The 15,651-nt window shown below is 69.1% G+C and carries 14 protein-coding genes; 3 read left to right on the top strand and 11 right to left on the bottom strand.

Annotated features, from left to right (window positions below; translation table 11 throughout):
* Positions 1-80 precede the first annotated feature (80 nt).
* From OG595_RS30500 to OG595_RS30490, 3 genes are all read right to left on the bottom strand, one after another.
* The gene (locus tag OG595_RS30500) at positions 81-1,274 is read right to left on the bottom strand and encodes an amidase domain-containing protein (protein WP_329277527.1); all 1,194 of its coding nucleotides are present in this window, start codon (positions 1,272-1,274) and stop codon (positions 81-83) included.
* A 158-nt stretch (positions 1,275-1,432) separates the two neighbouring features.
* Positions 1,433-2,728, bottom strand: coding sequence for a hypothetical protein (locus OG595_RS30495; RefSeq protein WP_329277525.1), 1,296 nt, complete (start codon positions 2,726-2,728; stop codon positions 1,433-1,435).
* Positions 2,729-2,772: 44 nt separating this feature from the next.
* Positions 2,773-4,914, bottom strand: a complete 2,142-nt coding sequence (locus tag OG595_RS30490; protein ID WP_329277523.1) for a transglycosylase domain-containing protein — start codon at positions 4,912-4,914, stop codon at positions 2,773-2,775.
* A gap of 176 nt (positions 4,915-5,090) precedes the next feature.
* Here OG595_RS30490 and OG595_RS30485 point away from each other — a divergent pair, with 176 nt between their 5' ends.
* Positions 5,091-5,321 carry an FmdB family zinc ribbon protein gene (locus OG595_RS30485; RefSeq protein ID WP_329277520.1) on the top strand — a complete coding sequence of 77 codons (231 nt, stop codon included), beginning with the start codon at positions 5,091-5,093 and terminating at the stop codon, positions 5,319-5,321.
* Between the two features lie 70 nt (positions 5,322-5,391).
* Positions 5,392-6,174: a DedA family protein gene (locus OG595_RS30480; protein ID WP_329277518.1), complete on the top strand. Its 783-nt coding sequence runs from the start codon at positions 5,392-5,394 to the stop codon at positions 6,172-6,174.
* Here the strand turns inward: OG595_RS30480 and OG595_RS30475 are convergent.
* The 3 genes from OG595_RS30475 to OG595_RS30465 all read right to left on the bottom strand — a co-directional run bounded on the left by OG595_RS30475 (position 6,101) and on the right by OG595_RS30465 (position 10,629).
* Positions 6,101-6,907 carry an HAD family hydrolase gene (locus OG595_RS30475; protein WP_329277516.1) on the bottom strand — a complete coding sequence of 269 codons (807 nt, stop codon included), beginning with the start codon at positions 6,905-6,907 and terminating at the stop codon, positions 6,101-6,103. The two genes, OG595_RS30480 and OG595_RS30475, sit on opposite strands and share 74 nt — an antisense overlap.
* Positions 6,904-9,384 (bottom strand): phosphoribosyltransferase, encoded by a 2,481-nt coding sequence (locus OG595_RS30470; RefSeq protein WP_329277514.1) that lies wholly within the window; start codon positions 9,382-9,384, stop codon positions 6,904-6,906. Before OG595_RS30470 ends, OG595_RS30475 begins: the two co-directional genes overlap by 4 nt.
* Positions 9,385-9,456: 72 nt before the next feature.
* Positions 9,457-10,629 carry an HpcH/HpaI aldolase/citrate lyase family protein gene (locus tag OG595_RS30465; protein ID WP_329277512.1) on the bottom strand — a complete coding sequence of 391 codons (1,173 nt, stop codon included), beginning with the start codon at positions 10,627-10,629 and terminating at the stop codon, positions 9,457-9,459.
* Positions 10,630-10,824: 195 nt separating this feature from the next.
* Between OG595_RS30465 and OG595_RS30460 the strand changes: the two genes are divergently transcribed.
* Positions 10,825-11,604, top strand: a complete 780-nt coding sequence (locus tag OG595_RS30460; protein WP_329277511.1) for a TerD family protein — start codon at positions 10,825-10,827, stop codon at positions 11,602-11,604.
* A 110-nt stretch (positions 11,605-11,714) separates the two neighbouring features.
* On the opposite strand, the gene OG595_RS30455 is transcribed toward OG595_RS30460, so the two are convergent.
* The 5 genes from OG595_RS30455 to OG595_RS30435 all read right to left on the bottom strand — a co-directional run bounded on the left by OG595_RS30455 (position 11,715) and on the right by OG595_RS30435 (position 15,617).
* Positions 11,715-12,452 carry a TerD family protein gene (locus OG595_RS30455; RefSeq protein ID WP_329277510.1) on the bottom strand — a complete coding sequence of 246 codons (738 nt, stop codon included), beginning with the start codon at positions 12,450-12,452 and terminating at the stop codon, positions 11,715-11,717.
* A gap of 132 nt (positions 12,453-12,584) precedes the next feature.
* Positions 12,585-13,733, bottom strand: coding sequence for a DUF475 domain-containing protein (locus OG595_RS30450; protein ID WP_329277509.1), 1,149 nt, complete (start codon positions 13,731-13,733; stop codon positions 12,585-12,587).
* Positions 13,734-13,783: 50 nt separating this feature from the next.
* Positions 13,784-14,359 carry a TerD family protein gene (locus OG595_RS30445; RefSeq protein WP_327694567.1) on the bottom strand — a complete coding sequence of 192 codons (576 nt, stop codon included), beginning with the start codon at positions 14,357-14,359 and terminating at the stop codon, positions 13,784-13,786.
* 101 nt (positions 14,360-14,460) lie between these two features.
* A complete protein-coding gene (locus tag OG595_RS30440; RefSeq protein ID WP_329277505.1) occupies positions 14,461-15,036 on the bottom strand; it encodes a TerD family protein in 576 nt (191 codons plus the stop codon).
* A gap of 122 nt (positions 15,037-15,158) precedes the next feature.
* Complete coding sequence (locus OG595_RS30435; protein WP_329277503.1) at positions 15,159-15,617, bottom strand: peroxiredoxin; 459 nt, start codon at positions 15,615-15,617, stop codon at positions 15,159-15,161.
* Positions 15,618-15,651: the final 34 nt, after the last annotated feature.

Below are 15,651 nucleotides of genomic sequence, written 5' to 3'. Positions count from 1 at the left end.
CGAGGCACGGAGCTGCCGGACCACGACGGGTGCCGCCGTCCCGGCCCTGGTGAGGGGCCGGGGCGGCGGGACCGGGGTGATCAGGTGCGGTAGGCGTAGTAGTAGGCGTTCGGTTCCGACGCGATGATGCTCGCCACCGACCTGCGGTAGGTGTTGGCGGAGTGGTAGGTCAGGTACGGCACGCCCTGGGCGCTGCGGTACGTGACGATCATCGTGTGGTCCTTGGACCCGTCCTTGTTGAAGTCCATCTGGAGCACGTCACCGACGTCGAGCTGGTAGACGTACGCGAGGCTGGTGGTGCGCTTCGAGTTCTGGGCGAACCAGGACCACTCGTTGACGCCGACGAAGGAGTCCGACTGGATGTCGGCGGTGCCGAACCACTTGGTGTAGTCGTAGACGTAGCCGGGGGCGTGCTTCCAGCCGCCGGCCTTCAGGGACTGGCTGACGAAGTTGGTGCAGTCGCCGCCGGCGCCGTGCCCGTTGAAGTTCGGGTAGGCCTTGTTGTAGGTGCTCCAGTACTTCTCCGCGTACGTGGCCATGGCCTTGTAGTTGAAGGCGCCGGTGGTGAGGTTCTTGGCCTTGGCCGGTGCCGTGCGGGTGGTGGCCGCGCGGGGGGCGTTGGGCGTGGCGCCGGCCTTGGCCGTGCGGACCGTGGCAGTGGCGGACGGCTCGGCCGGCTGGTTCACCGCGACGTCGGCCGCCGCGTCGGTGTTCCGGATGCCGGTCAGCTGCCAGTGGCCGCGCGCGTCGGCGGTGAACGTCAGCGCGTGGTGGGCCTGGAAGCCGGTGGTCCCCGGTTCGTCGCCGCGGACCTTCCGGTAGGTCAGGGTCGTGGTCTCGGTGACCGCGACCTCGGCCCTGGCACCCTGGACGCGGGTGCTGTTCAGGGTGACGGCGGTGTTGGCGCTGCTGTACTTCTCGCCGAGCGCCGCGAGGCGGTCCTTGCGCCGGTCCAGCGAGGTCAGTGCGGCCTTCTCGCTGCGGGCCAGTGCGGCGGACAGCCTGACGTCGCCGGAGAAGCCGTCGGTCAGCGGCTTCTTCCGGTGGCCCGGCGCGCTGTCGACCAGCGCGTCCGTACGGTCGGTGAGGACCGCGTCGGCCAGGCGCTGGAAGGTGGCCCTGGTCTGCTGGTCCACGACCGGAGCGGCCGGGCGCGCGGTCGCCGCGCTCGCGCTTCCGATCGGCAGCAGCGCCGCTCCCGCGGCGACCGAGGCAGCCGCCGCGACGACTATGGCTGCGCGGCCGCGCGTACGGCCCGTGTTGCTTGACTTCACGAATGTTTCCCCTCTTGCCCCGGCGATGGGGGATGCCGGGTTGTGGAATTTTCGCATGCCATGTGGAGCTCCCGTGAACGGGGATCCCCTTTACTGGCAAGGAAGTTGACGAACCGTCAGATACCGGCGGTCGGTCCGGGACGGTTACTTCGCGGCGGTCACTTCACGACCGTCGACCAGTCCGGCGACTGCGCCGGATCCAGGCCGCGCAGCCGCTCCAGCGTCGCCGGGGTCTGTACGTCGAGCCAGTCGGCGAGTTCCTTGAAGGAGACGCACTTGACGTCCTTCTTCACGCACATGGTCGCCATGACCTCGTCGACGGCCTTCATGTAGATGCCGCCGTTCCAGTCCTCGAAGTGGTTGCCGATGAACAGCGGGGCGCGACTGCCGTAGTAGACCCGGTCGAAGCCGGCCATGTAGGCGTCGACGGTCTCCTGCTGCCAGCGGGGGTAGTTGGCCGGAGCGCCGTCGGTCTCGCCCTCGGACTGGTTGTAGAGGAAGTTGAAGTCCATGGACAGGCCCTGGTAGTCGCCGCCCTCGTACGGGAGCATCTGGAGCGGGAAGTCCCACATGCCGTTCTTCTTCGTCGGCCAGATCTGGAAGTCGCCCGCGGAACTCGCGTCGTAGCGCCAGCCGTAGCTCTCGGCGGCCTTCAGCAGGTTCGCCTGGCCCTCCAGACAGGGGGCGCGCCCGCCGGTGACCTCCTCCTTGATGTCGAACGGCAGCGGGGCGAGGTCGGTGTACCCGGTGTTGGTCTTCCATTTCTGCACGAAGTCGAAGAACTGGTCGATCTCGCTCTTCCACTCGGCGACGCTCCAGTCGTCGCCGCCCTTCTCACCGCAGAAGTGGCCGTTGAAGTGGGTGCCGATCTCGTTGCCCTCCTGCCACGCCCTGCTGAGCTGTTCGAGGGTGGTGCGGATGTGTTCGTCGGTGGCGTAGCTGATGGCCGCCGACCCCTCGGGGTGCTGCGGGGGCTGGTACAGGTTCGCCTTGCTCTTGGGCAGCAGGTAGATGCCCGTGAGGAAGTACGTCATGTGGGCGTTGTACTTCTCCGACATCTCCAGGTAGTGCGCGAAGAGTTCGTCGTCGCCCGCCAGCGCGCCGTCCCAGGAGAAGACGACGAACTGGGGCGGTTTCTCACCGGGCTTGAGCGGTTCCGCCTTCAACCGGCCCTGCTGCGGGCCGGTGTACGAGGTGGAGCCGTCGCCCAGGACCTTGGTCCTGCCGTCCCAGTTAGGTTCGCCGGTCGCCCGCGCGGGGGCTTTCACGGTTTCCCCGGATCCCACGGAGGCTGTCGGTGCAGTGCGGTCGGGGCGGCCCAGCGTCAGGTATCCGGCGGTCAGGGACGCCATGGCCAGGGACGCGACGACGAGGTACGCCGCGATCCGCGGGCGGGTGGTGGCGGGTGGACGCGTTGCCGGGGCCTTGCGGCGGCGGCCCGACGCTTGTCTCATGTGGTGCTCATTTCGAGGGGGGTGGGCTGTGCCCCGTCCGGTGGTCAGCCGAGCGGGCTCATGGCACCCGACCAGATGCCGTACGGAACGCTGTCGTCGGCGGTGCCGGCGAGGCCCTTCAACGGCAGCGGTTCGAGGCTCCTGGTCAGGTCGATGCGGTAGACGACGACGGCCGTGGACACGAACCTGTGCGTGCCGACGAACCAGGAGGCGGTGTCGTCCTGGGTGGTGCCCGCCTTCCCGGCCACGTTCCCGTCGGCGGACGCGGCGGCGTCGGGGTGGGCGGTGCTGAAGGCGTCGGTGAGCGCCGAGGTGACCTCCTCGGCCACGTCGGCGCCGATCGCGCGGGTCGGGGCGGGGGTGTCCAGGACGACGCCGAGGCCGTTGCGGGTGATCTTGCGCACCGAGTACGGCTCGGTTCGCTTGCCGCCGGCGATGAACGTGGTGTAGCCGCCGGCCATGCGGATCGCGCTGGGGGTGGAGGTGCCCGTCGACAGGGCGGGCACCTGCGCCCCGATGCTGGCGGGCAGGAGTCCGGCGGCCTCGGCGGTCGCGCGGACGTTGTCCAGGCCGGTGTCCATGCCGAGCTGCATGAACGGCGTGTTCACGGACAGCTCCAGTGCCCGGTGCAGGGAGATCTGCCCGTAGGACAGGTCGCCGTCGTTGCTGGCGGACACCTTCTTGCCGCTGCGGTCCCAGTAGGGCCCCTCGGGCGTGGTCACCGGCACGTCGTCGTTGCCGTTGTACAAGGTCTCCCCCGTGACACGTGTCGCCTCGTCGTCGCGGCTCTCGTGGACGCCGTGCTCCAGGCCGGCGGCGTAGACGAACGGCAGGAAGGCCGAACCGGCGGGGACGGTGGTGGAGTTGGACTCGTTGTAGCCCTGGGTACGGTGGTCGGGGCCGCCGTAGACGGCGAGGATCCGGCCGTCGGCGGTCACCGAGGCGGCGCCGTAGTGGGCGGTCCTCGCGGCGTTCGGATCGTCCTTCAGGGCCTGCTTGCGGGCCTTGGCCACGGCGTCGGCGAGCCTGCGTTCCCGGGTGCGGTCGAACGTCGTGTAGACCTGGTAGCCGCCGAGGTCGAAGTCCTTGTCGGAGATTCCCCCGGCCTTCCTGGCGTACTGCGAGGCCACCTCCACCAGGTAGTCGGTCTGCTCACCGGTGTCGTACAGCGGGTTGCTCTTCAGCGGCTCGGGGAACTTCGTGTACGTGGCCCGCTCGGCCTTCGTCAGTCTGCCGATGTCGACCATCCGGTCGAGGGTCCAGGACCAGCGCTCCACCGCGCGGGCCCGGTTGGCGCTGCTCAGCGTCGGGTCGTACAGGCCCGCGCCCTTGAGGAGGGAGGCGAGGAACGCGCCCTCGCCGGCGTCGAGCTGGCTGACGTCCTTGCCGTAGTAGGCCTGGGCGGCGCGCTGGATGCCGTAGCAGCCGCGGCCGAACCAGCTGGTGTTGAGGTAACCCTCAAGGATGTCGTCCTTGCTCATCCGGTTGTCGAGTTTGAGGGCGATCATCGCCTCGGTGAACTTACGGCTGATCGTCTGGTTCTGGGTGAGATAGACGTTTTTGACGTACTGCTGGGTGATGGTGGATCCGCCCTGGGTGTCACCCTGGCCGAGAGTACGGAAAAGGGCGCGGCTGATGCCCTTGACGGAAATGCCGGAATCGCTGTAGAAACTCGCGTTCTCGGCGGCGAGGACCGCCCAGCGGACATCCTCCGGAATCTCCTTCAGCGGCATCGCCTGCCGTTGGACCCAGCCGGTCCGGGCCATGGGTGTGCCGTCGGCCCAGAAGTACACGTTGTCCTGCTGGGTGGCGTACGTGTTCAGGTTCTCGGGGATGTCGGTGGCCGCGTAGGCGATGCCCAGGAGCAGGGAACTCAGCCCGAGGGACGACAGCGCGCCGCCCAGCCACTGGCGCCAGGAGGGTGTCCAGCGCCGCCAGCCGGTGCGGCCGGGCCGCGGGTACCTCGGCGCGTGGGACGCGACGAGGGGCCCGATCCGGGCCAGGAGCAACGGGAGGGACGCCCGGCGGGTTTTGCGGGCTAATCGGGCCTTGCGCCTATTTCCCGGTGCGATGTCTGTGGGCGCCACGGTTCCCGGCGCGGGCGATTCTTTCCCGCCGCCAGGAATGTCCAGATCCGATATCCGCAAATGCAGAGTCGCGTCCGATTCATCCGGTTTCTGGGTCACGACACACCCCTCCGCACTCCGTGCAATCCCTGAATTCCCCGACCTCACGGCTCATCGCGGCGTACACAAATTACCAGCGACCTTCGCAGGTTCTCCACATGGGGAATGAAGGAAAAGGATCACCATCGAAACCTTCGGGCTCCGCACGGCGAGCAATTGGGGACTAATCTGTCCGCATGCCTCGCTACGAGTACCGCTGCCGCACCTGCGGCGACACCTTCGAACTGAGCCGCCCGATGGCCGAGTCGGCCGCCCCCGCGGACTGCCCCGCCGGTCATGACGACACCGTGAAGCTCCTGTCGACGGTCGCCGTCGGCGGCTCCGCGTCCGCACCGGCGTCCGCACCGCGCGCGAGCGGCGGTGGCGGCGGCGGAGGCGGTTGCTGCGGCGGGGGCTGCTGCGGCTGAGAGCCCGCACCGCCGGACGGTTCGGGGGGCCTTCAGGCTGGGTTCAGGTTCGGTTTCCTAGCGTGGCCGTATGACAGCCACGACGGCCGCACCCCCATGGGTCTCCGACCTCATGGACACCCTGGGCGCCCCCGGCGCGGGCCTCGCCATCGCGCTGGAGAACCTCTTCCCGCCACTGCCGAGCGAGGTGATCCTGCCGCTCGCCGGTTTCGCGGCGAGCACCGGGCAGATGAGCCTGCTCGCCGCGCTGCTGTGGACCACGGCGGGCTCGGTCGTCGGCGCGCTCGCCCTGTACGGGGTCGGCGCGCTGCTCGGCCGCGACCGCACCGTCGCCCTCGCCGCCCGGCTGCCGCTGGTCAAGGCTGCGGACGTCGAGAGGACCGAGGCGTGGTTCCTGCGGCACGGCACGAAGGCGGTGTTCTTCGGGCGGATGATCCCCGTCTTCCGCAGCCTGATCTCCGTACCGGCCGGCGTCGAACGCATGCCCCTGCCGGTGTTCCTCGGCCTCACCACCCTCGGCAGCGCCCTGTGGAACACCGCCTTCGTGTGCGCGGGCTATCTGCTGGGCGACAACTGGGCCGAGGTCACGACCGTCGTCTCCGCGTACTCGAAGGTGGTGCTCGCCGGGGCGGCCGTGGCACTGGCCGCCTTCGTCGCCGTACGAATCGTCCGACCGGCACGGCAGCGTCCCGAAGGGGCGCGGGGAACCGCGCGACCGGCCACGACGGCGCCACGGCGACCCGACAACCCCTCACCGCGACGCCACCCCCGGCGGAGCGCTAGCGCGTCTCCCGCAGGAACTCCCGCAGGATCCGCTCCCCCGCCGCGACCCCCCGTTCGGGAAGCGCCGTGACCGTGTCGGCCACCCACCCCGCCTCCGCCAGCTCGCCGTGGCCCGGGCGCCAGCCCCGGTCGGCGGCGAGGAGCAGATCGGCGTCGAGGAGGGAGTCACCGGCGGCGAGAGTGAGCGTCGCGCCGGTGCGGCGCGCGACCTCGCGCATGGCCGCGCTCTTGGTGAGCGGCTTCGGCACGGCGTAGATCTTGCGGCCCTGGAGGGAGATGGTCCAGCCGCGGACCTCCGCCCAGACCGCCAGTTCCTTCACCCACTCCTCGGGGAGCAGTTCTCGCTCGACGACGAGGTAGGCGAAGAAGTCCTCGGCGATCCGGTGCTTGCGCACCCAGAGCGGGTCGGTGGTGGCCGCGAGATGGTCCCGGACCTCGTCCAGGGGCGCGCACTCGTCCGCGAGCCGTGTCTGCACCCGGTCGTGCCAGTCCTGGTCGGCGACACCGTCGACGAGGAGGTGACCGCCGTTCGCGCAGATCGCGTACTTGGGTGCCGGGCCCGGCAGGTTGATGCGCAGGTACTGCTTACGGGTCCGGGTGGTCGTCGGCACGAAGACGGCGGTGTCGCCGAGTTCGGTGAGCAGTCCGGCGGCCACCTCCGTCATGTACGACAGCGGCCGGGCCTCGTGCACCTCGACGCAGAGCAGCCGGGGCGCGCGGGCGTCCGGCATGGTCAGCGCGAGGGCCGCGGCGGAGTAGATGAGCGTACGGTCGAGATCGCTGGCGACCAGGACGGGACTCATGCCGACACCGCCCTGCCGTCGGCGCCGGTCGCGCCCCGCGTGTACTTGGGGTGGATCAACCCGACGCAGGTGTACGGGAGTTCGGCCACCTCCTCGACGGGTACGCCCCGCTGCTCGGCGAGCAGGCGTACGTGGTCGAGGTCGGCGCCCGCTCCGGCCCGGGCCAGGATCTTCCAGGGGACGCGGCGCAGCAGCACCCGGGTGGTCTCGCCGACGCCGGGCTTGACGAGGTTCACGTCGTGGATCTCGTACTCCTCGCTGATCCGCTCGACGGCCGCCCAGCCCTCCCAGGTCGGTTCCCGGTCCGCGGCCAGCAGCTCCTTGACCGAGGTGCCGACGGCGTCCGCGACCTCGGGGAAGCGGGCGGCGACGGCGTCGAGGAAGTCCACCGAGACGTCGGCGCCGGCGAGTTCGCGGTAGAACTTGGCGCCGTGGAAGTCGTTCGGGCCGACCAGGTCAGCGCGCAGGACGGTCCGCGAAATCAGGCCGGACACCGTGGAGTTGAGGCAGGCGGAGGGGATGAGGAAGTCCTCGCGGGTGCCGTACGTCCGGACGCAGGAGCCCGGGTCGGCCAGGACCGCGATCTCCGGGTCGAAGCCGGTGATGCCGTCGGAAGCCTCGAACTCCTCGATGGCGTCGGCGAGTTCGCGGGTGATGGCGCCCTTGCCGGTCCAGCCGTCGACGAACACGACGTCGGCGGGGTCGTGGTGGGCTGCCAGCCAGCGCAGCGCGTTGGCGTCGATGCCCCGGCCCCGGACGATCGACACGGCGTAGTGGGGCAGTTCGAGCCCGTGGCGGTGCTGGGCCCAGCGCCGCATGAGGACCCCGACGGGTGTTCCGGCCCGCGCCAGCGAGACGAGCACCGGACGCGGTGAGCGCTCGGCGAGCACCAACTCGGTGACCGCGCCCACGGCTTGGGCGATACGGGCGGCGGAGGTGTCGAGGGCGGCGCGGAACAGCTCCTGGTACTGGTCGCTGGGCTGGTACTCGACCGGCAGCGACTCGGCGTAGTGGGCGCCGCCCGCCTGGATCGCCTCCTCCCGCTCCTCGGTGGGCGCCTCCAGGCTCACGTCCGAGAGATCCCGCAGCAGCCAGCCGACCTCGTCCGGTGGATACGAGGAGAACGCGGGACCGCGGAGGGGCTCGGGCAGCATGCGGGGCCTTTCGGGTACGTGCGGACGTGCGGGTACGTACGAGGGGACGACGGCGAGCACGACGTTCGGCGTGTGCGCGGCGAGCGTGGCCAACAGGCCGTCGGGGGCGTGCAGTTCGGGTGTGTCGGCGGTGGAGTCCACGACCGCGACGACGGCGTCGAAGCCGGCGCCGGCCACGTTGTAGGCGTAGCGGTCGCCGGGCCCGTCGGCCGGGTCGTCGTGGGCCGGGAAGACGAGGCGGCTGCGGATCGCGTACCCCGGGTCGTCCACGGCGAGGACGGGTGACCTGGTGGTCGTCGAGTAGCGGACCTCGGCGCCCTCCAGCACCCGCTCCAGCTCCTGGGCGAGGCGCAGCGGGGCGTACATCAGCTCCTCGAAGCCGAGGACGAGGACGCGGCGGGCGTCTGCGGGGAGGCTCTCGGCGAGCCTCGCCGCCATCGCGGGCAGCGCGGCCTCCATGCGTATTCGGTGCCCGGGCGTGAAGCCGTGGCGGGCGCCGTCCGGGATGCCTCGGGGCCAGCGCAGTTCGACTCGGGTGTGCCGGTTGTGTGACGGCTGCGGTCCGGTGGGGGCCGTTCGCGCGGTTCCCCGCGCCCCCGGGGGGTTCTCGTAACGCTCGACGAGTTCCTGCCCCTTCTCCAGCACGCCCTCCGGCAGGCGAACCGTTCCGTCCGCCGTGGTGACCAGGTCGACGCGGGCGCCGATCTCGTCGGCGAACTCGTCCAGGCGGCCGGTGTCGGCGGCGGAGCGCATGTCGACGAGGGCGACTATGACGTACCGCTCGCGCGGGTAGCGCTCGTGCAGCGCGCGGATGGTGTTGAGGACGGTGTTGCCGGTGGAGAACTCGTCGTCGACGAGGACCAGCGGGCCGGGGCCGGCCAGCAGCGCGGGGTTCTCGGGGAGGAGGAGGTGGGAGGTGGCGTGCGAGTGTGCCTCCTCGAAGCCGCCCGCGCGGTCGACGCCGTCGACCGGGCGCCGGGTGGAGTGGAGGTAGGGCGCGAGGCCCACGCCGTCGGCGACGCAGTGGCCGAGCCCGGTGGCCGTCTCGGCGTACCCGACGACGACCGCGCGCCGCGACTCGTGGGCGCCCAGCAGCTCGCGGACGCGCTCGCCGAGGGCGAAGCCGTGGCCGTAGACGACGGCGGGTGACTGCGGGACATGCTTGCCGAGTACGTTCGACACCAGCAGGTGCGCCCGCTTGGGGTTGCGGCGCAGGGCGAGGCCGAGCAGCTCGCGCAGGTCGTCGCCGCCGACCAGCTCGACCCCGAGCCGCTCGGCGACCCAGGTGCCGGACCAGACCCCGTTGTGCACAGCGTTGTTCATGAATCCCTATGTGTGTTCGTCGGGGGGTGCCAGGTCGGTGGTGTCGGCCGCCCAGGCGATCGAGAGCGGATGTCAGTCGGGGATACCGGCGGTGAGCAGCTCCACGAAGCCGATGTCCTCGTTGGCGACGCCGAAGACCTCGGCGCGCAGCAGGGTCCGCTCGGCCCAGGCGCGGTGCGGCTTCACCTCGTTCATCTTGTTCGTGTACGCCGACCGCAGGACGCCTCCGCCGCAGCGCTCGGGCCGCAGGATGTCCTGGGCGTCACTGAACTCCTCGTGACTGACCACGGACAGTGTGTGCACGGGCAGTACGTGCGAGGGGTGGATGCAGGTCTTGCCGAGCAGCCCGTTGGCCTGGTCGAGGCTGATCTCGCGGAGCAGCCCGTCCATGGCGTGCTCGATCAGCGTCTCACGCAGTTCCTCGGCCTGGCCGTCCAGGAAGGGGCTGCGGCGCAGCTGTGGCTTGAACATGCGCTCCTGGACCCGGAAGTACTCCCAGACGGGCCCGGTGACGGTGAACCCGGTGCCGTCGGCCCGTCCCATCATGTTGACGACGTCGGCGATGACGGAGGCGACGACGTGGACGTCGTACGCGGTCATATCCGGGGCTCTGCGCAGCCCGTACGAGGAGCAGAAGTCGGTGACGCCGAGGCGCAGGGCGAGGACGCGGTCGCGGTACTTGTCGACGGCGCGGGAGATGCCCTCCAGGGTCTCCACCCGCGTCTCCCGGTACATCAGCTCGGGCGATTCGAGCACGGGCATGCCGAACAGCCGTCGGCCGCTGGCGGCCTCGGCGTCGGCGAGTGCCTCCAGGAACGGCATCCCGCGTTCCTCGGTGAACTTCGGCATCACGAACCCGGAGAGCAGCCTGGCGGTCGGCCCGAGGCGGCGTACGAGGTCGGGGATCTGTTCCGGCGTACGGACCCGGATGAACAGCAGCGGCAGCCCGGTGGTGGCGTCGGGGCGCTCGTCGAGCACGCCGAACTCCCGCACCAGGTTCTCCTCGGCGTCGGCGACCTCCGAGTCGTCGATGGAGTCCTCCAGGCACAGCACCATCGAGACGACACCGCGGGCGACCTGCTTGACGATGGCGTCGGCGAGGCGCGGGCGGGTGGCCGGGCTGTACAGGGTGGCCCCCAGGGCCGTGGCGAGCAGCCGGGCCGGGGAGTCGGCGGTGAACTCGCACGGCTCCTGGTGGAACAGGCGCTGCCGTACCTCAGGCGCGATGTGCCCGAAATGACGCATGAAATTCCCCCGTGGCGGCTGGACGGCCGGTCGAGTGGTGATCGGGTGTCGGTCGAGTGTTGATGGGTGGCCGGTAATAGTACGTAGGGATCCATGTCGGGGGTTCCCACTGAGAATGAAGTTCAGGTAACGCGGACACGCAGAACCGATGCCCCCGCGTTGTCGTGACCAGGACCGAGAAGGCAGGATGACCGCATGACGCACGCGATGCTGAAGGGGTCGAACGTCCCGCTCGAAGCGACGACGGTGCGCGCCGTCCTGCGCTGGACGCCCGGGCAGGGGGTTCCGGATGTCGACGCCTCGGCGCTGCTCCTCGGCCCCGACGGTCGTGTGCGCTCCGACGAGGACTTCGTCTTCTACAACCAACCCCGCCACCCCTCGGGCAAGGTCTGGCGCCTCGGCAAGAAACGGGTGGCCGAGGGCCTGACCGACACGATCCAGACGGATCTGACCGGTGTCGAGTCAGCGGTCGGCCAGATTATGCTGATCGCCTCGGCGGACGGCGTGACCTTCGACCGCGTACGGTCTCTGCGCATCCTGCTGTACGACGGTGCCGTCGCGGACGGCGAACCGCTGGCGTACTTCGACGTCAAACCGGAGACGGGCGAGGAAACGGCGCTGATCTGCGGCGAGCTGTACCGGCGCGGCGACGGCTGGAAGTTCCGCGCCCTGGGTGAGGGCTATTCGAACGGCCTGGAGGGCCTGGCGACGGACTTCGGCATCTCGGTGGAGGACCCGCCGGCCGAGGAGCCGTTCCCGGACACCACCAACGCCCCGCCCACGGACACCTCGGCGGTCACCACGGTCCAGCATCCGCCCACTCTCCCTCCGCAGCCGACCTACGGCTACCCGCAGCCCACGAGCCCGAACGCGAACCAGCCGGCGTACGGGTACCCCCAACCGGTGGGAGCATCCCCGAACCCGTCCCCGGACTTCCGCCTGCCGCCCCAGGGCCCACAGTTCATCAGCCGGTAGGACAGGCGCCCCTGAGGGGCGCGGGGAACTGCGCGATCAACCACACACAGCCCGCAGCCGCCACTCCACAGAACCCCCCGAGCTCCAGGGCGCCCCGCCAAGACCAAGCGTCAGCGCTCAGCCTTGGTCTTGTATCCCCTGCCCCACTGCAGCCCCCACCCGTACAACCGGTCGAGCTCCGCCTGGAACCCGTAGACGAACTTCACTTCCCGCCGGACGATCAGCTCGTTCTTCACGTTCTCGATCAGCACCACCGCACAGGACCGGGCCTGCGAGTGCCGCTCGTCGAGGCCGATCTCGATGCGCGGCCCGTTGCTGGGGTAGAGCGTCACGATCGCGTGGGTCCGGTCGAACGCCGGCGTCTGGTCGTAGATGTACACGAACACCAGCAGCCGCTTGATCTCGTCCCGGTGGTCGAGATTGACGTACGCCGTCTCCCCGGACGCCGACCCGAACCGGTCGTCCCCGCTGAGCTTGACGTACGGCGGCACGTTCGTGTCGCCGAGGAACCCGCCCAGGGGCTGTACGACCCCTTTGGTGCCGTCCGTCAGCTCGTACAGGATGCCCAGGTCGAGGTCGACGTTCACCATGCTCTGGGTGTGGCCCTTGACCTCCTCCGGCCGCAGGGCCTGGAAGGGGTGTCGCCACAGGCTCTGCCGCTTGGGGCCGCCGATGTCCGACGTACGCATCCGCCAGGACAGATTGATGCGCAGGTGGCCGGTCGCGGCGCCCTGCCTCGTGAGCGATACCCGTTGGTGCCGCTTGGTCAGCTCGATGGAGTTGCTCGCCGCGCTGCCGGCGTCGAAGTCCGTCGTACGGCCGCGCCACAGGTCGTCCCAGAAACTCATCCCGCCCCCACCCGTCCAGCCCCCGCACATTCGTCCATGCCGTCAGTCGGCCGCCCGCAAGACCGCGGGGCGGCCGACGAGGACGATTCCTCGTAGCCGCCCCGCTCAGAGCGTTCCTCACACCGGAGGTTGTCACACCCCGGACGAGACCTCAGTCTTCTCGTCCGAGCCCGCCGCTTTTCCCTCGGCCGCCGCCAGTTTGGTGTTGCGGCGCACGGAGGACCAGAAGGACCAGGCGATCAGGACGACGCCCACCAGGCCGGTGATGACCTCGTGGATCTCGTACTGGATGGTGACGAGCAGGATGGCGGCGAGGGCGCCGATCGCGTAGTGCGCGCCGTGCTCCAGGTAGACGTAGTCGTCGAGGGTGCCCTGGCGGACCAGGTAGACCGTGAGCGACCGGACGTACATGGCGCCGATACCGAGGCCCAGGGCCATCAGCACGATGTCGTTGGTGACGGCGAAGGCGCCGATCACACCGTCGAAGGAGAAGGACGCGTCCAGCACTTCGAGGTAGAGGAACATGAAGAACGCGGCCTGGCCGGCGAGAACGACGGCCGGCCTCTTCTTGCCGGTGCGCTCGGCCTCCTCGTCGGCCTCGTGCTCGCGCTCCTCCTCTTCCTCCAGCTTGTCCTCGAAGTAGCCGGAGAGCCCGCCGACGATCATGTACGTGATCAGACCGGCGATACCGGAGATGAGCACCGTCTGCGCCTTGTCGACGTGGGCGCCACCGTGCTGGTGGGCGTTGGTCGCGAACGTCATGGCGGAGATCATGAGCACGATCAGGGCGATGCAGACCGACAGCATGTCGACCTTGCCGAGCTTGGCGAGCGGGCGTTCCAGCCAGCCGAGCCACTTGATGTCCCGGTCCTCGAAGATGAAGTCGAGGAAGATCATCAACAGGAACATGCCACCGAAGGCGGCGATCGCCGGGTGGGCGTCGGTGACCAGCTGCTGGTACTGGTCCTTGTTGTTGAGAGCGAGGTCGACCGCGTCGATCGGACCGATCTTGGCGCTGATGGCCACAATCACGACGGGGAAGACGAGCCGCATACCGAAGACGGCGATGAGGACACCGACCGTGAGGAAGATCTTCTGCCAGAAGGCACTCATCTTCTTCAGGATTCCGGCGTTGACCACCGCGTTGTCGAAGGACAGCGAGATCTCGAGGATGGAGAGGATCGCCACGATGCCGAAGCCGGTCCACCCCCCGTAGAAGACCGCCGCGACCAGGCCGAGCGCGGTGACCGCGAACGACCAGCCGAAGGTTTTCAGAATCACTGGCTACCCAATCGTGTGTTTACGGGTCTCCCCCGCTGCCGTACTCGGCTTTACGAAACGTTGACTCCGAAGTCTAGAGCGATGCCCTTCAGACCCGACGCGTACCCCTGTCCAACTGCACGGAACTTCCACTCGCCCTGGTAGCGGTACAACTCACCGAAGATCATGGCGGTCTCCGTCGAAGCGTCCTCACTCAGGTCGTAACGCGCCAGTTCCTGGCCGTCGGCCTGGTTGACGACCCGGATGAAGGCGTTGCCGACCTGGCCGAAGGTCTGGCCGCGGTTGTCCGCGTCGTGGATCGAGACCGGAAAGATGATCTTGTCGCAGGCGGCCGGCACCCTGGGCAGGTCGACGATCAGCGACTCGTCGTCGCCCTCGCCCTCACCGGTGAGGTTGTCGCCGGTGTGCTCCACAGAGCCGTCGGGGCTCGTGAGCTGGTTGTAGAAGATGAACCACTCGTCGCCGAGCACCCTTCCACCGCCGCACAGCAGGGCACTGGCGTCGAGGTCGAAGGGCGCGCCGGTGGTGGAACGCGCGTCCCAGCCGAGCCCGACCAACACCTGGGTGAGGTTCGGTGCGGCTTTGGAGAGGGAGACATTGCCCCCCTTGGCAAGCGTGACGCCCATAGTGCTGGTCCTCCCCGAGGTGATGCGAACAGATGTACCGAGCGCGTCCGGCGCCGCACCGGGAGTGCGACGCCGGACGACGGAACCGGAGGAAGTCCGGCTCAGACGTTCACGCCGAAGTCCTGCGCGATGCCGCGCAGACCGGACGCGTATCCCTGGCCGATGGCGCGGAACTTCCACTCCGTGCCGTGCCGGTACAGCTCGCCGAAGACCATGGCGGTCTCCGTCGAGGCGTCCTCGGAGAGGTCGTAGCGCGCGAGCTCCGCCTCGCCCGCCTGGTTCACGACGCGGATGAACGCGTTGCGCACCTGGCCGAAGGACTGCTGACGGCTCTCGGCTTCGTAGATCGAGACCGGGAACACGATCTTGTCGACGTCGGCCGGGACCGCCGCGAGATTGACCTTGATCTGCTCGTCGTCGCCCTCGCCCTCACCGGTGATGTTGTCGCCGGTGTGTTCGACGGAGCCGTCCGGGCTCTTGAGGTTGTTGAAGAACACGAAGTTGGCGTCGGAACTGACCTTGCCGTCCGCGTTCGTCAGGATCGCGCTGGCGTCGAGGTCGAAGTCGGTGCCGGTGGTGGAACGCGCGTCCCATCCCAGACCAACGATGACCGCGGTGAGACCCGGGGCCTCCTTGGTCAGCGATACGTTGCCGCCCTTGCTGAGGCTGACTCCCACGAGTCCTCCATTTGTGTCTCGTCTGCTTCCGGGTGCGGTGTGCCCCGTCGTGCGCCGTTATCGGATCAACGTGTCGATCCTAGTGACGGGTTCCCGCCCCACGCAGGGGTGGAACCGAAGAATCACAGGGTGTCGAGGGCCTTCACGTACTCGTTCAGGTCACGCGCGTCCGGCAGTCCGTTGACCACGGTCCACCGCACGACGCCCTCCTTGTCGATGATGAAGGTCCCGCGCACCGCACAACCCTTGTCCTCGTCGAAGACTCCGTACGCGCGCGAAGTGTTGCCGTGCGGCCAGAAGTCGGACAGCAGGGGGTAGTCGAAGCCCTCCTGCTCGCCGAAGACGCGCAGGGTGTGGATGGAGTCGTTGGAGACGGCGAGCACCTGGGTGTCCCGGTCGGAGAACCTCGGCAGGTTGTCCCGCAGGTCGCAGAGTTCACCGGTGCACACACCGGTGAAGGCGAAGGGGTAGAAGAGGAGCACCACGTTCTTCGCGCCGCGGAAGTCCGAGAGCCGCACGGTGGCGCCGTGGTTGTCCTTGAGCTCGAAGTCCGGGGCCTTGTCGCCGACCTCGATCGCCATGATCCTGCATCCCTTCGGTGGGCTGTTCGGGTGA

The sequence above is a fragment of the Streptomyces sp. NBC_01451 genome, from assembly GCF_036227485.1.
Classification (GTDB): domain Bacteria; phylum Actinomycetota; class Actinomycetes; order Streptomycetales; family Streptomycetaceae; genus Streptomyces.
The sequence above is the reverse complement of the archived record's forward strand: the minus strand, read 5'-3'. Positions and strand labels throughout refer to the sequence as shown.

What these genes read in the sequence shown, in the direction of transcription:
- OG595_RS30465 (WP_329277512.1), bottom strand. Translation starts at nt 10,629, where the DNA reads ATGCGTCATTTCGGGCACATCGCGCCTGAGGTACGGCAGCGCCTGTTC.
- OG595_RS30495 (WP_329277525.1), bottom strand. Translation starts at nt 2,728, where the DNA reads ATGAGACAAGCGTCGGGCCGCCGCCGCAAGGCCCCGGCAACGCGTCCA.
- OG595_RS30445 (WP_327694567.1), bottom strand. Translation starts at nt 14,359, where the DNA reads ATGGGCGTCACGCTTGCCAAGGGGGGCAATGTCTCCCTCTCCAAAGCC.
- OG595_RS30455 (WP_329277510.1), bottom strand. Translation starts at nt 12,452, where the DNA reads ATGAGTTTCTGGGACGACCTGTGGCGCGGCCGTACGACGGACTTCGAC.
- OG595_RS30470 (WP_329277514.1), bottom strand. Translation starts at nt 9,384, where the DNA reads ATGAACAACGCTGTGCACAACGGGGTCTGGTCCGGCACCTGGGTCGCC.
- OG595_RS30480 (WP_329277518.1), top strand. Translation starts at nt 5,392, where the DNA reads ATGACAGCCACGACGGCCGCACCCCCATGGGTCTCCGACCTCATGGAC.
- OG595_RS30460 (WP_329277511.1), top strand. Translation starts at nt 10,825, where the DNA reads ATGACGCACGCGATGCTGAAGGGGTCGAACGTCCCGCTCGAAGCGACG.
- OG595_RS30485 (WP_329277520.1), top strand. Translation starts at nt 5,091, where the DNA reads ATGCCTCGCTACGAGTACCGCTGCCGCACCTGCGGCGACACCTTCGAA.
- OG595_RS30475 (WP_329277516.1), bottom strand. Translation starts at nt 6,907, where the DNA reads ATGAGTCCCGTCCTGGTCGCCAGCGATCTCGACCGTACGCTCATCTAC.
- OG595_RS30435 (WP_329277503.1), bottom strand. Translation starts at nt 15,617, where the DNA reads ATGGCGATCGAGGTCGGCGACAAGGCCCCGGACTTCGAGCTCAAGGAC.